The sequence below is a fragment of the Streptomyces lomondensis genome, assembly GCF_014651035.1.
Lineage (GTDB): Bacteria > Actinomycetota > Actinomycetes > Streptomycetales > Streptomycetaceae > Streptomyces > Streptomyces lomondensis.
On the sequence record NZ_BMWC01000001.1, the window covers coordinates 1 to 14,182 of the forward strand.

Here is a 14,182-nt window from a genome sequence, read left to right on the forward strand (position 1 = left end):
TACAGCGCCGATGGTACTGCAGGGGGGACCCTGTGGGAGAGTAGGACGCCGCCGAACAATTCTTGAGGAAACCCCCGCATCATTTGATGCGGGGGTTTTCTGCGTTCGGGCCCCTTTCCAGGGGCCCTTCGCTGTTATAGGCGGCCTGCTGCCTTCAGTGACAAGTACGCGTCCGCCAGTGCCGGCGCCAAGTCGTCCGGTGTGGCGTCCACGACCGTGACGCCGTGGCGGCGGAGTTGTTCCGCGGTGCGGTGTCGGTCGGACTGGGCTTGGGCGGCTGCGGCGGCCTCGTAGACGGCGTCGACGTTTCCGCGGGCTTTCGCCATTTCGGTGATGTGCGGGTCGGCCACTGATGCCAGCAGCACCGTGTGGCGCTGGGTGAGCTGGGCGAGGACCGGGATCAGGCCCTCTTCGATGGGCGCCGCGTCCAGGGTGGTGAGCAGCACGATGAGGGAGCGGCGGGGCGACGTACGGAGCGCGGTGGCCGTGAGGCCTCGGGCGTCCGTTTCGACGAGTTCCGGTTCGAGCGTGGCCATCGCGTTGACCAGGGACGGAAGGACGTCGCCTGCCGTGCGGCCCTGGACGAGGGCGCGGACCTTGCGATCGTAGGCGAGGAGGTCGACGCGGTCGCCGGCGCGGGACGCGAGGGCCGCCAGGAGCAGGGCCGCGTCCATGGAGGCGTCGAGGCGCGGGGCGTCGCCCACGCGGCCTGCGGAGGTGCGGCCGGTGTCGAGGACCAGGAGGATGTGGCGGTCGCGTTCGGGGCGCCAGGTGCGTACGGCGACCGACGTCTGGCGGGCTGTGGCGCGCCAGTCGATGGAGCGGGTGTCGTCGCCGGGGACGTATTCGCGCAGACTGTCGAATTCTGTGCCCTCGCCGCGGGTGAGGACGCTGGTGCGTCCGTCCAGTTCGCGCAGGCGGGCCAGTTTGGAGGGCAGGTGCTTGCGGCTGGTGAAGGGGGGCAGGACGCGTACCGTCCAGGGAGCTTTGTGCGTGCCTTGGCGGGCGAAGAGGCCGAGAGGGCCGTACGAGCGGATGGTGATCCGGTCGGCCTGGCGGTCGCCTCGGCGGGTGGGGCGTAGGCGGGTCGTGACGCGGCGGCGTTCGCCCGGGGGGATCGTGAGGCGGTGGCGGGACGCCGTTGTTTCCGTGCCGGGCTGCCAGCTGCTCGGGGGCCAGGCGTCGCGGAGTCGGGCGCGGAGGGGGCGGCGGGACGGGTTGGTGATCGTGAGGGTCACGTCCGCCGTGTCGCCCAGGCGTACGGAGGTGTCGCCCGAGCGGGTCAGGCCCAGGCGTCGTACGGGGGCGGCCAGGGCGAAGTCGCAGGCACAGGCCACGACCAGGGGTGCGTTGACCGCCAGGATGCCCGTCCAGCTGGGCTCCCAGATGCCGATGGGGAGGGAGCCCAGGGCCGCGAGGAGGGCGGCGCGTCCGGTGAGTGCCATCAGCGCGGTACGGGGACGTGGGCGAGGATCGCGTTGATGACCGAGTCGGCTGTCACGCCTTCCATCTCGGCCTCCGGGCGGAGTTGGACGCGATGGCGGAGGGTGGGGAGCGCGAGGGCCTTCACGTCGTCGGGGATGACGTAGTCGCGGCCGGTCAGCCAGGCCCACGCGCGGGCGGTGGCCAGGAGGGCCGTGGCGCCTCGGGGGGAGACGCCGAGGGTGAGGGACGGCGACTCGCGGGTGGCGCGGCAGATGTCGACGACGTAGGCGGTGATCTCCGGGGAGATCGTCGTCTCGGCGACCGCGGCGCGGGCTGCTTCCAGGTCGGCCGGGCCCGCGACGGGGCGTACGCCGGCGGCGTGCAGGTCGCGTGGGTTGAAGCCCTCGGCGTGGCGGGTGAGGACGTCGATCTCGTCCTTCCGGGTGGGGAGGGGGATGGTGAGTTTGAGGAGGAAGCGGTCCAGCTGGGCTTCCGGGAGGGGGTAGGTGCCCTCGTACTCGACCGGGTTCTGGGTCGCCGCGACCAGGAACGGGTCGGGGAGGGGGCGGGGGGTGCCGTCGACGGTGACCTGGCGTTCCTCCATGGCTTCCAGGAGGGACGACTGGGTCTTGGGGGGCGTGCGGTTGATCTCGTCGGCGAGGAGGAGGTTGGTGAAGACCGGGCCGGGCTGGAAGGAGAACTCGGCGGAGCGGGTGTCGTAGACCAGGGAGCCGGTGACGTCGCTCGGCATGAGGTCGGGGGTGAACTGGACGCGCTTGGTGTCGAGTTCGAGGGCGGCGGCGAGGGCGCGGACCAGGAGGGTCTTGGCGACGCCGGGGACGCCTTCGAGGAGGACGTGGCCGCGGCAGAGCAGAGCGACGACGAGGCCGGTGACGGCGGGGTCCTGGCCGACCACGGCCTTGGCGATCTCGGCGCGCAGGGCCTCCAGGGCGGCTCGGGCGGTGCCCGCATCCCCGGTCTGCCCGGCGTTGTCAGTGGTCGGGTCCATCATGGACGGCGTACCTCTCTTTCGAGGGCGTCGAGTCGGTCGGCGAGTGCGATGAGTGCTGCGTCGTCGCTGGGCGGTGGTCCGAAGAGGAGGGCGTGCAGGTCCTGGCCGTCGCCGTGGAGGTGGGCGGACAGGGCGGGGAGCAGGGCCTCGGGCGTGTGCGCCTGGGTGACGGGGACGCCGGCGAGGGGGGCGAGGCGGGTGCGGGTCGTGGAGCGAAGAGCGTTGGCCGCGCGGTCGCGGGCGTCGGCCTTGCGGTAGAGGCGGGCGCGGCCTTCGGCGGTTTCGGAGGCGCGGATCGCGACGGGGAGTTTTTCGGGCACGAGGGGGCCGAGCCGGCGTGCCCGCCACAGGGCGGCCAGGGCTGCGGCGAAGAAGAGCTGGAGGGTGCCCCAGAGCCAGCCCGAGGGGAGCAGGTCGAAGAAGCTGCGTTCGTCGTCGGCGCCGGTGGCCGACGCGTCGGAGAGCGAGGGGAGGTACCAGACCAGATGGGGGCGGGAGCCGAGGAGCTGGAGGGCGAGCGAGGCGTTGCCCTGCTCGTCGAGGCGGTCGTTGAGGAGGATGTCGGGCGCGCCGAGGACGACGGTGTCGCCGTCCCCGGTCGGGGCCGGGATGCGCAGCAGGGTGGCCAGGCGCTCGCTGGGGTAGCACTTGTCGGCGTCGAGGTGGGTGGTGGTGTAGCGGACGCCGCCCGTGTCGGCGGTGCCGGCGCGCTGGGCGGCGGGCAGGTCGCAGTCGGGGGAGAGCGTCGAGTCGAGGCTGGTGGCGGGGTCGGCTGTGACGCCGGGGGCGAGTCGTTCGACGGACGCGCTGCCGGAGGCGACCAGGACGGTGCGGCCGCCGGCGTCGGCGAACGCGTTGTGCAGGCGGGACTGCTGACTTCGGGTCAGCAGGTCGGGGACGGCGACCAGGAGGGTGGTGTCCGGGCCGGCCGCGGTGGCGGCCTCGTCCAGGGTGGTGACCACACGGGTGTCCACGCCTCGGTCGGTGAGGAGTTCGGCGACGGCGCGGCTGCCGTTGGGGTCGGCGGAGCGTGGGTCGAGTTCGCCGTGCCGGGCGTCGGAGCGGATCACGGCGATGGCGATGGCGCCCGCGAGGAGCACCACGAGGGCGAGCGCGATACCGCGCGCGCGGGTCCAGACCTGGCGTGCGGTGGGCGAGGCCGAGGTGGACGGGGGCGTGGCCTCGGTGGTCATTCGGCGGCTCCCTGGCGGGTGTTGGGGGCCGTGTTGGCGCTGCTCGCGGCGAGCTGGGGTTTGGTGCGTTCCAGGTCGCGGTCGAGTTCGGCGATGCGGTGGTACGACTGCTCGGTCGCGGACCGGCCGCCGTATGTGACGTCGTCGAAGTCGCGGGCGGCGGCGCGCAGCCGGTCGGTGTGGGCCGGCAGGGCACGGCCGGCTTCGGCGGCGGCCTCGTCTGCGGTGCGGCCGGGGCGGGCGTCGAGCAGGGCGCGTTCTTCGAGGGCGCGGACGAGGGCGCGCATGCGTTCCTGGACGGCCTGGTTCCAGTGGCCCTGGGCGGCGTGTGCCTCGGCGGCGGCGCGGTGGTCGGCGGCGCTGCGGGGGCGGTCGTCGAACAGGGTGGCGGACGAGGTGGGTTGGCGGCGCGGGGTGCCCAGGCGCCACCACAGGGCGCCCAGGACCGCGAGGACGGCCAGGATGATGACGATCAGTCCGAGTGTGCCGCCGGGTGTGGCGGTCGAGGCGGCGTTGAACAGCTTGTCGAGCCAGTCCCAGAAGGCGTCGAGGGCGCGCTGGAACAGGCTGGGGTCGTCCTCGTGGTACATCCGCTTGGACAGCTCGCGGCGGGCCGCCTCGCGCGCGGGGTCGCGCGGGGTGGTGAGGGGCGGCTCGTCGGCGGAGCGGGCCGACGACAGCACGGAGGTGTCGCCGGCGCGCAGCAGCGTCCGTATGGCGGTGCGTGGCAGTGCCGTTGTGAGAAGTTCCCCCGCCGAGCTCACCGCATCAGCTCCCCGGGGTGGCGCCGGGGGCGGCGGGGCCGTAGCCCTGGACGCCGGCGGCGCGGGCCAGTTCGAGGTCGAGGGCCTCGCGGCGGATGCGCTGGTCGATGTAGAGCAGCACGGCGACGCCCGCCGTGATCGGGAACGTGATCATGGAGCCGATCACCGAGCCGATGCCGCTGACGATGAGGAACGTCCAGCCGAGGCTGGCCACACCGGTGTTGAGCCAGCCGGTGATGCCCTCGCCGCTGAGGGCTCCGGCGAGGAAGGTGAACGGGACGACGATGATCGAGGCGACGACGTTCGCGATGATCGTGGCGAGCAGCTGGATGCCGAAGATCCGCCACCAGGTGCCGCTGACCAGCTTCGCGGAGCGGCTCATGGCCTTCTTGATGCCCTGCTTCTCCAGCATGAGGGCGGGCGAGGCCAGGGAGAAGCGGATCATCAGCCACAGGGCGACGATGCCGGCGCCGATGATGCCCAGGATGGTCAGGGCGACGCCTGCCCCGCCGTTCACGGCGACGCCGACGAGGATGCCGGGCAGGGTGCCCACGGTGACGATGCAGGCGGTGATGAGCAGCAGCAGGCAGATGAGGCCGAACAGTTTGAGGATCTGAGGGCGGGCGTCCCGCCAGGCCTCGCCGATGGTGACCGACCTGCCGAGTACGGCGCGGCTGGTGACGGTGGTGAGCAGCGCGGTCGCGATGACGGTGCCGACCAGCGAGATCACGACGATCACGGTGGAGTTGAGCAGGGCGTCGCCCATGGCGCGGCTGAGTTCGCTGAGGGTGGCGCTCGGGTCGTTGAGGGCTTCGGTGCTGGAGTCGTTCAGGACGAGGCCCTGGAACAGCACGACGATGATCTCGGTGAGGACCGCGACGGTCAGGGAGATGCCCAGGACCGTGCGCCAGTGGGTGCGCATGGTGGAGACCGCGCCGTCGAGGATCTCGCCCACGCCGAGGGGGCGGAGCGGGATCACGCCGGGCTTGGCGGCGGGCGGGGGGCCGCCCCAGCCGCTTCCCCAGCCGCCGTATCCACCAGGGCCGCCCGGGCCTCCGGGGCCGCCCGGGCCGTATCCGCCGGGGCCTCCGGGGCCGTAGCCGCCGGGCGGCTGGGTGCCCCAGCCCGGGCCGGGCGGCGGAGGCGGGGGAGCCTGGCCGGGGCCGGCCTGGCCGCTGGGGGCGGACCACTGGGCCGGGGGCGGCTGTTCCTTGGACCACTGCGGGCCGGCGCCCTGCGGGGGCTGGCCGGGCTGTCCCGGCTGGTCCGCGGGCTGTGCGGGGCCGGGGCGGTCGGCGGGCTCGGCAGGGCCGGACGCGTCAGGCTTCTGCCCGTCGGACGGGGCGGATCCGGGCGAGGCCCAGCCCGGAGTGTCGTTCATCGTCGCTCCTTCACGGTGCCCGTCCGCGGTCGCGGCGGCAGGTTGGCAGCCATCGTGCCATGGGGTGGTCTTGGTGTGACCGGCCGCGGTATGGGCTGCGTACCTTCAATTGTCCGCTCGATAGGGGGCAGACTGATCGCATGGCTGATCAGTACGCGTACAGCGGCGATGACAAGCGGCCGACCGAGATCCCGGCGATCCGCTGGGAAGAGCCACCGGAAGGACCCGTTCTGGTCCTGCTCGACCAGACGAGGCTGCCCGCGGAGGAGGTCGAACTGGTCTGTACGGACGCGCCCGCGCTGGTGGAGGCGATCCGCTCGCTCGCCGTGCGCGGGGCGCCCCTGCTCGGCGTCGCGGGGGCGTACGGCGTCGCGCTCGCCGCCGTGCGGGGCTTCGACGTGAACGAGGCCGCGGACGCGCTGGCGAGCGCCCGGCCGACCGCGGTGAACCTTGCCCTCGGGGTGCGCCGGGCGCAGGCGGCTCACGAGGCCGCGCTCGCCAAGGGCGGTGACGTCCGGCAGGCGGCCGCGGCGGCGCTGGCCGCGGCGCGGCAGCTGCACCGGGAGGACGCCGAGGCCAGTGCGCGGATGGCCGAGCACGGGCTGGCGCTGCTGGACGAGCTGCTGCCCGGCGGCGGGCACCGGATCCTCACCCACTGCAACACCGGTTCGCTGGTGTCGGGCGGGGAGGGCACGGCGTTCGCGGTGGCGCTGGCGGCGCACCGGGCGGGCCGGCTGCGGCGGCTGTGGGTGGACGAGACGCGGCCGTTGCTCCAGGGCGCGCGGCTGACGGCGTACGAGGCGGCCCGCAGCGGGATGGCGTACACGCTGCTCACCGACAACGCGGCGGGTTCGCTGTTCGCCGCCGGTGAGGTGGACGCGGTGCTGATCGGGGCGGACCGCATCACGGCGGACGGTTCGGTGGCGAACAAGATCGGGAGTTATCCGCTGGCGGTGCTGGCGCGGTACCACCATGTGCCGTTCATCGTGGTGGCGCCGGTGACGACGGTGGATCCGGACACGCCGGACGGGGCGTCCATCGAGGTCGAGCAGCGTGCCGGGCACGAGGTGACCGAGGTGGTGGCGCCGCAGGTGCCGGTGGCCGGTGCGGAGGCGGGGGGCGGGATTCCGATCGCGCCGCTGGGGACGCAGGCGTACAACCCGGCGTTCGACGTGACCCCGCCGGAGCTGGTGACGGCGATCGTCACGGAGGAGGGTGCCGTGTCGCCGGTCACGGCCGAGGCGCTCGCCGAGGTGTGTGCCCGGTCCCGCCGGGTGGCGGCGGGCTGAGCCGATTGGCTGCCGGAGCGTGTGCCCGGGGGGTGCGGGCTCCGGCGTGCTCGTCCCTCGTCCCGAGTGGGGAGGCCGTCGAAGATCGGCAGCGGCGGAAGCGAGGCAGACAGTAGCGCTCCCTGCGACTATGGTCACTGGCCGGTGACCTACCTCACCACTGCCTTCGCCACTGTTATGAGAATGGGATGATGTCGTTTATGAAGGGACGAGTCCTTGTCGTCGACGACGACACCGCACTGGCCGAGATGCTCGGCATTGTGCTGCGTGGTGAGGGTTTCGAGCCGTCTTTCGTTGCCGATGGCGACAAGGCGCTGGCCGCCTTCCGCGAGTCCAAGCCCGATCTGGTGCTGCTCGACCTGATGCTGCCCGGCCGGGACGGCATCGAGGTGTGCCGTCTGATCAGGGCGGAGTCCGGCGTGCCGATCGTGATGCTCACGGCGAAGAGCGACACGGTCGATGTCGTCGTGGGCCTGGAGTCGGGCGCGGACGACTACATCGTGAAGCCGTTCAAGCCGAAGGAGCTGGTGGCCCGGATCCGGGCGCGGCTCAGGAGGTCGGAGGAGCCCGCTCCGGAGCAGCTCGCCATCGGTGACCTGGTCATCGACGTGGCGGGGCACTCCGTGAAGCGGGACGGGCAGTCGATCGCGCTGACGCCGCTGGAGTTCGACCTGCTGGTCGCGCTCGCGCGCAAGCCGTGGCAGGTGTTCACGCGCGAGGTGCTCCTGGAGCAGGTGTGGGGCTACCGGCACGCGGCGGACACGCGGCTGGTGAACGTACACGTGCAGCGGCTGCGCTCCAAGGTCGAGAAGGACCCGGAGAAGCCGGAGATCGTGGTGACGGTCCGTGGTGTCGGGTACAAGGCAGGGCCGAGCTGACATGTCCGGCGACAGTGCCGCTTCGGCGCCCGGCCGGTCCGGGGGCCGCCCGGGGCGGCCTGTCGGGCGGAAGGGCTCCCGCTGGGGGCGGTTCCTGGAGAGCGGGCTGCTGCTCCAGGGCGGTGTCCAGGGCAGTCCGGTCATCCGTCTGTTCATGCGGTGGGTGCGTCGGCCGCTGCTGCCGGTCATGCGGCTGTGGCGGCGCAACATCCAGCTCAAGGTCGTCGTCACCACGCTGCTGATGTCGCTGGGCGTGGTCCTGCTGCTGGGCTTCGTCGTCATCGGGCAGGTGCGCAACGGCCTGCTGGACGCCAAGGTGAAGGCGTCCCAGAGCCAGGCCACGGGCGGCTTCGCGGTGGCCAAGCAGCGGGCCGAAGAGGCACCGAGCGGCACCGGCGACGACGTGACCACGGTGGACGGCCGTCCCGCGCAGAACGTCATCCAGTGGATGAGCGACCTGGTCTCCTCGCTGTCCAGTGGTGGTCAGGGTGCCTTCGACGTGGTCACGCTCCCGCCCTCCGACGCGGACGGCACCGGCGGACGCGGACCGCGCGCTTCCGGTGAGGTGGACTGGAGCAGGAGCGTGCCCGCCGACCTGCGCGAGCGGATCGGCAGCAGTACGACGGCCGCGCAGAGCTACACGCGCATCACCTACAACAACGAGACCAAGGACTCCCAGCCGGGACTGGTCATCGGCAAGCAGGTCAACGACCCGAACGGGGATCCGTACCAGCTGTACTACCTCTTCCCGCTCACGCAGGAGGAGAAGTCGCTGAGCCTGGTCAAGGGCACCCTGGCGACGGCGGGGCTGTTCGTCGTGGTCCTGCTCGGGGCCATCGCCTGGCTGGTCGTACGGCAGGTCGTCACGCCGGTGCGGATGGCGGCGGGGATCGCGGAGCGGCTGTCGGCCGGGCGGCTCCAGGAGCGGATGAAGGTCACCGGCGAGGACGACATCGCGCGGCTCGGCGAGGCATTCAACAAGATGGCGCAGAACCTCCAGCTGAAGATCAGCCAGCTGGAGGACCTGTCGCGGATGCAGCGCCGGTTCGTGTCGGACGTGTCGCACGAGCTGCGGACGCCGCTGACGACCGTACGGATGGCCGCGGACGTCATCCACGAGGCGCGTGAGGACTTCGACCCGGTGACCGCGCGGTCGGCGGAGCTGCTCGCCGACCAGCTCGACCGGTTCGAGTCGCTGCTCGCGGACCTGCTGGAGATCAGCCGGTTCGACGCGGGTGCCGCGGCGCTGGAGGCCGAGCCCATAGACCTCAGGGAGGTCGTACGGCGGGTGGTCAGCGGGGCCGAGCCGCTCGCGGAGCGCAAGGGCACGCGGATCCGCGTCCTCGGCGACCAGCAGCCCGTCGTCGCCGAGGCCGACGCCCGGCGCGTGGAGCGGGTGCTGCGCAACCTCGTCGTCAACGCCGTCGAGCACGGCGAGGGCAGGGACGTGGTCGTCAAGCTCGCCGCGGCGGGCGGTGCGGTCGCGGTCGCGGTGCGGGACTACGGGGTCGGGCTGAAGCCGGGTGAGGCGACCCGGGTGTTCAGCCGCTTCTGGCGGGCCGACCCGGCACGCGCGCGTACCACGGGCGGTACGGGTCTGGGTCTGTCGATCGCCCTGGAGGACGCGCGGCTGCACGGCGGCTGGCTCCAGGCGTGGGGCGAGCCGGGTGGTGGTTCGCAGTTCCGGCTGACGCTGCCCAGGACCGCGGACGAGCCGCTGCGGGGCTCCCCGATACCGCTGGAACCCAAGGACTCACGGCGGAACCGGGGGCTGGACGACGCCGGTCTGCCGTGCGGCGGCGGGGACGGCGAGAAGCGGGCGACCGTGCCGGCGCAGCAGGCGAGCGGTCCGGCACCCCAGGGGGCGAAGCACGATCCGATACCGCCCCGGGCGGCCACCGCGGCCCCCACGGCAGATCCGACGGCGCTGCCGGGCAACGGCGCGCGCGTGGTGCCACGGCCCGCCTCGGGGACGCGACGGCAGGACGATGCGACGGCAGCGGACCAGCCGACGCGCGACGGTGAGGTGAGTGGCCCGGCGGGGGCGGCCGACAACGGCGTGGCGCGCGGCCCGGCCGGGACGGCCCGAGGACCGGCCGTGAGCGGGTCGCGGGAAACGGGCAGGGACGACGGAGCCGCGGCCTCGGGCGGGGAAGCCGAGCGGGGAGACGCGCACAGGCAAGGGGAGGCATCTCGTGGGCGCTGACCGCGAGGGGCGCGGCAGGCGTACGCCCGCGCGCGTGATGGCGTACGCCGCTGGTGGCGTCCTGCTGCTGGCGGGGTGCGCCTCGATGCCGGACAGCGGGGATCTGCGGAGCGTGGAGTCCACACCGCGCCAGGACGCCCAGGTGCGGGTGTACGCCGTGCCGCCGGGTGAGGACGCGCCGCCCTCGGAGATCGTGCAGGGCTTCCTGGAAGCGCTCACCAGCGACGATCCGAACTACAAGACGGCACGCCAGTACCTGACCGGCGAGGCCGCGAAGACCTGGCAGCCGGAGCTGTCCACCACGGTGCTCACGGACGGGCCCGGCGCCAAGGCCGAGGGGACGGGCGGCCGGGAGGACACCGGCGAGATCACGTACCGGCTGACCGGCACCAAGGTGGCCACCGTGGACGCGCAGCAGGCGTACGCGCCGGCCACCGGGGAGTACGGCCGGACCGTGCACCTGACGCAGGACGACAAGAGCCGGCAGTGGCGGATCGACGTGCTGCCGCAGGGCGTCGTCATGGGCGAGTCGGACTTCCAGCGCAACTACATGTCCGTCAACAAGTACTACTTCGCTTCGAACACGGTTGCGGCCGGGACGGATCCGCGGCCCACGGCGGTCGCCGACCCCGTCTACGTCCGCCGGCGTGTGGAGCCCATGACGCAGATGGTGCGCTCCCTGCTCAGCGGCCCCACGCGGTGGCTCGGGCCCGTGGTCAGGTCGAGCTTCCCCACCGGTACGGCGCTGGCGAAGGACGCCGGCGCGCTGACGCCCGACGACCGGAACAAGCTGACGGTCCCCCTCAACGACAAGGCCGCGGGCATCGGCACCAACCGGTGCGAGGAGATGGCGGCCCAGATGCTGTTCACGCTGCGCAACCTCAGTCCCGCGGTGGACGAGGTCGGGCTGCGGGCCGGCGGGACGGAGCTGTGCTCCCTCGCGCAGAGCGCGGCCGACGCGGCGGCCTTCCGCAGCTCGGCACGCCACCCGGACTTCCTGTACTTCGTCGACGGCAAGGACCGCCTCGTGCGGCTCCCCGCGGGCAGCAACGAGGACAAGCCGGACCCGGCGCCCGGGGCGCTCGGCGAGGGCGACACGGCGCTGCGGTCGGTGGCGGTCTCGCGTGACGAGCACACCGCGGCCGGCGTCGGACTGGACGGCAAGTCGCTGTACGTGGGGTCGCTGGTCTCGGGCGGTTCGCTGGGCGAGCCCGTGCTGCGCAGCCACGGCCGGACCGAGTCGGACCGGCTGACGACCCCCAGCTGGGACGCGGACGACGGCCTGTGGGTGGCCGACCGCGACCCGGACAACCCCCGGCTGCTCCTCCTCGAGGACGGCAAGGGCGAGCCGCTCCAGGTGCGCACGCCGCACCTGGACGGGCGGATCCAGTCCGTGCGGGTGGCCGCCGACGGGGTGCGGATCGCGCTCGTCGTGGAGAAGGCCGGCAAGAAGACGCTGCTCATCGGGCTGATCGAGCGGGACGAGAAGCCGGGCGAGCAGCCGGCCGTCAGGGTGGTCGAACTGCGCTCCGCGACTCCGGAGTTGGAAGAGGTCACGGCCATGTCGTGGGCCGGGGACAGTCGGCTCGTGGTGGTCGGGCGCGAACACGGGGGCGTCGAGCAGATGCGGTACGTCCAGGTCGACGGCTCCACCCCGGACGTACCGGCGCCCGCGGCCCTGACCGGCGTCAAGGAGGTCACCGCCGCCGAGGACGACCAGCTGCCGCTGGTGGCGTACTCGGTGGACGGGATCGTCCGGCTGCCCTCGGGAGCACAGTGGCAGAAGGTGACGGAGGGGACGGCGCCGGTCTATCCGGGGTGAGGCGCGGACGCCCCGGTGTCCCGGAGCGGCGCCCGCAGGGGAGGGGACCGCATCGCCGCCCGCATGAGGTCCCTGACCAGCCCGCGCGGCCGTCACTCGTGTGAGGGGCGGGCAGCTCGCCTGGCCGTGACTTGTCCACAGGTGGTTGTCCACAGGGGTGGCCGGGGCGGGGCCGTGTCGGCACAGTGGTGGGCATGCGGGGGTGGTGGCAGGACCTCACCGACCTGGTGCTGCCGGGCGAATGCGGGGGCTGTGGGAGGCCTCGTGCGGTGCTCTGCGCGCAGTGCCATGCGGTGCTGAGCGGAGCCGCGGTACGGCGCGTGCGGCCGGTGCCGGAGCCGCCCGGGCTGCCGGTGGTGCACGCGGCGGCTCGGTACGCGGACGAGGTCCGGGCGACGCTGCTGGCCCACAAGGAACGCGGTGCCCTGGCGCTCGCCGGTCCGCTCGGGGTGGCCCTGGCGGGAGCGGTGCGGGCGGGCCTTCAGGGGGCCCCGGCCGCGGCGGGGGCCGGGGTGGCGTGGTCGCGGGGCAGCGGGGCTCCTGTGCTGCTCGTGCCCGTGCCGTCCGGGCGGCGGGCCGTGCGGGCCCGGGGGCATGATCCGGCGCGGCGGATCGCGCTCGCGGCCGCGGGCCGGCTGCGGCGGAGCGGGGTTCCGGCCCGGGTGCTCGGCGTGCTGCGGCAGCGGCGGGCCGTGGCCGACCAGTCGGCGCTCAACTCCCGGCAGCGCCTGGGCAATCTCGCGGGCGCGCTGGCGGTGGCGCCCGGTGCCGCGCGGCTGCTCTCCGAGGGCCTGGTCGTCCTCGTCGACGACGTGATGACCACGGGGGCGTCCCTGGCGGAGGCCGCGCGGGCGGTGCGGGCGGCGGGGCCGATTTCGAACGCTGGAGGGACTGCGCCCGTGTACGAGGGAGAGACAGGGGAAAGCAGAGAGGAACAGAACGTCGGATCAACGCGAGAGAGGACGGGCCGGCGGCCCGGCCGGCAGGGAATCACGGGCGCGGGCAGCGCCGACGGAGTCGTTGACGTGGCATGCGCGGCAGTGGTCGCGGCATCACCGGACTCGTTCGAAATAAACCGGAACTGATTGAGATCTTGCGTCGTTGCAGGTAACGAGAGGTCCTATTCACCTGAACGGAGGTACGCCGCAGTAGAGGGTGACGACATCCGTCCGGGCGAGATATGTTCGGTTGAGAGGGAAAGCCGCAGGCCACACCTCTCCAATCCGAATGCTGTGCTGCGGGTTTTTCTTCATCACTCGCGACGGTGGAGTGGAGATCTCGCCCCCGGGGGAGGAGGTGGAAGTCACCGAGTCCGAGGTTCCGGGGTTCACCGGAGCCTGGTGCAAAAAGGGAGATGCTCCGCAGCGAGGCGGAGTGATCCGGGAACGGAGTTCTGCGTGGACATCGTCGTCAAGGGCCGCAAGACCGAGGTGCCCGAGCGGTTCCGGAAGCACGTGGCCGAGAAGCTGAAGCTGGAGAAGATCCAGAAGCTCGATGGCAAGGTGATCAGCCTCGACGTCGAGGTGTCCAAGGAGCCCAACCCCAGGCAGGCCGACCGCTGTGACCGAGTGGAGATCACCCTCCGCTCCCGCGGTCCGGTGATCCGGGCGGAGGCGGCGGCGAGCGATCCGTACGCGGCGCTCGACCTGGCGGCGGAAAAGCTGGAAGCCCGGCTGCGCAGGCAGCACGACAAGCGGTTCTCGCGCCGTGGCGCGCGCCGGATCCCGGCCGCCGAGGTCGCCGACCACGTCCCGGGCGTGGCGACGCTCAACGGGAACGGCCTGGTGCCGACGCCCGAGGAGGAGCCGGAAGCCGTGCCCACGAAGAAGATCGGCTCGCTGGAAGTGCAGGGTGACGGCCCCATCGTCGTCCGTGAGAAGACCCACGTCGCAGCCCCCATGACCCTCGACCAGGCTCTCTACGAGATGGAGCTGGTCGGGCACGACTTCTACCTTTTCGTCGACTCCGAGACCAAGGAACCGAGTGTCGTCTACCGACGGCACGCCTATGACTACGGCGTGATCCACCTCAGGACGGACACGATGGTCACACAGGCGCACTCCCCCGAGGCGGGCGGTGCGCTCGGCGGCTGACCGTGCCGGGTGACAGCGGAGAAGGTGCCCCTGGAGCGCGTGTGCGCCCCCAGGGGCACCCCTGTGCGACCACTGCGCGCCCCGCTCCGTCACCCCGGTGCCGTCCGGGCATGAAATCA

At 72.8% G+C, this 14,182-nt stretch carries 11 protein-coding genes; 6 read left to right on the forward strand and 5 right to left on the reverse strand.

What is annotated here, in order from left to right; translation table 11 throughout:
* Window positions 1-134 precede the first annotated feature (134 nt).
* The 5 genes from IE255_RS00005 to IE255_RS00025 are packed head-to-tail and all read right to left on the reverse strand — an operon-like array spanning window position 135 to window position 5,775.
* Entirely contained in the window at window positions 135-1,445 is a 1,311-nt protein-coding gene (locus tag IE255_RS00005; RefSeq protein WP_190048002.1) for a DUF58 domain-containing protein, read from the reverse strand.
* Entirely contained in the window at window positions 1,445-2,437 is a 993-nt protein-coding gene (locus IE255_RS00010; RefSeq protein ID WP_372487557.1) for an AAA family ATPase, read from the reverse strand. The genes IE255_RS00005 and IE255_RS00010 overlap by 1 nt, the downstream gene beginning before the upstream one ends.
* Window positions 2,434-3,630 carry a DUF4350 domain-containing protein gene (locus IE255_RS00015; protein WP_190048004.1) on the reverse strand — a complete coding sequence of 399 codons (1,197 nt, stop codon included), beginning with the start codon at window positions 3,628-3,630 and terminating at the stop codon, window positions 2,434-2,436. Before IE255_RS00015 ends, IE255_RS00010 begins: the two co-directional genes overlap by 4 nt.
* The gene (locus IE255_RS00020) at window positions 3,627-4,394 is read right to left on the reverse strand and encodes a DUF4129 domain-containing protein (RefSeq protein WP_190048005.1); all 768 of its coding nucleotides are present in this window, start codon (window positions 4,392-4,394) and stop codon (window positions 3,627-3,629) included. The genes IE255_RS00015 and IE255_RS00020 overlap by 4 nt, the downstream gene beginning before the upstream one ends.
* A gap of 4 nt (window positions 4,395-4,398) precedes the next feature.
* Complete coding sequence (locus tag IE255_RS00025; RefSeq protein WP_190048006.1) at window positions 4,399-5,775, reverse strand: DUF7847 domain-containing protein; 1,377 nt, start codon at window positions 5,773-5,775, stop codon at window positions 4,399-4,401.
* Between the two features lie 140 nt (window positions 5,776-5,915).
* On the opposite strand from IE255_RS00025, the gene mtnA reads away from it, so the two are divergent.
* From mtnA to hpf, 6 genes are all read left to right on the forward strand, one after another.
* On the forward strand, window positions 5,916-7,064 hold the full coding sequence (gene mtnA / locus IE255_RS00030; RefSeq protein WP_190048007.1) for an S-methyl-5-thioribose-1-phosphate isomerase: 1,149 nt from the start codon (window positions 5,916-5,918) through the stop codon (window positions 7,062-7,064).
* A 188-nt stretch (window positions 7,065-7,252) separates the two neighbouring features.
* Window positions 7,253-7,942: a two-component system response regulator MtrA gene (gene mtrA, locus IE255_RS00035; protein WP_003990656.1), complete on the forward strand. Its 690-nt coding sequence runs from the start codon at window positions 7,253-7,255 to the stop codon at window positions 7,940-7,942.
* Between the two features lies 1 nt (window position 7,943).
* Window positions 7,944-10,148 carry an MtrAB system histidine kinase MtrB gene (gene mtrB / locus IE255_RS00040; protein WP_229906220.1) on the forward strand — a complete coding sequence of 735 codons (2,205 nt, stop codon included), beginning with the start codon at window positions 7,944-7,946 and terminating at the stop codon, window positions 10,146-10,148.
* Complete coding sequence (locus IE255_RS00045; protein WP_190048008.1) at window positions 10,138-11,970, forward strand: LpqB family beta-propeller domain-containing protein; 1,833 nt, start codon at window positions 10,138-10,140, stop codon at window positions 11,968-11,970. Before mtrB ends, IE255_RS00045 begins: the two co-directional genes overlap by 11 nt.
* A 194-nt stretch (window positions 11,971-12,164) precedes the next feature.
* Entirely contained in the window at window positions 12,165-13,055 is an 891-nt protein-coding gene (locus IE255_RS00050) for a ComF family protein (protein ID WP_190048009.1), read from the forward strand.
* Window positions 13,056-13,367: 312 nt separating this feature from the next.
* Window positions 13,368-14,063, forward strand: coding sequence for a ribosome hibernation-promoting factor, HPF/YfiA family (gene hpf, locus IE255_RS00055; protein ID WP_229906221.1), 696 nt, complete (start codon window positions 13,368-13,370; stop codon window positions 14,061-14,063).
* Window positions 14,064-14,182: the final 119 nt, after the last annotated feature.

Coding starts and splice junctions, on each gene's coding strand:
- IE255_RS00005 (WP_190048002.1), bottom strand. CDS start 1,445: ATGGCACTCACCGGACGCGCCGCCCTCCTCGCGGCCCTGGGCTCCCTC.
- IE255_RS00010 (WP_372487557.1), bottom strand. CDS start 2,437: ATGATGGACCCGACCACTGACAACGCCGGGCAGACCGGGGATGCGGGC.
- IE255_RS00015 (WP_190048004.1), bottom strand. CDS start 3,630: ATGACCACCGAGGCCACGCCCCCGTCCACCTCGGCCTCGCCCACCGCA.
- IE255_RS00025 (WP_190048006.1), bottom strand. CDS start 5,775: ATGAACGACACTCCGGGCTGGGCCTCGCCCGGATCCGCCCCGTCCGAC.
- mtnA (WP_190048007.1), top strand. CDS start 5,916: ATGGCTGATCAGTACGCGTACAGCGGCGATGACAAGCGGCCGACCGAG.
- mtrA (WP_003990656.1), top strand. CDS start 7,253: ATGATGTCGTTTATGAAGGGACGAGTCCTTGTCGTCGACGACGACACC.
- mtrB (WP_229906220.1), top strand. CDS start 7,944: ATGTCCGGCGACAGTGCCGCTTCGGCGCCCGGCCGGTCCGGGGGCCGC.
- IE255_RS00050 (WP_190048009.1), top strand. CDS start 12,165: ATGCGGGGGTGGTGGCAGGACCTCACCGACCTGGTGCTGCCGGGCGAA.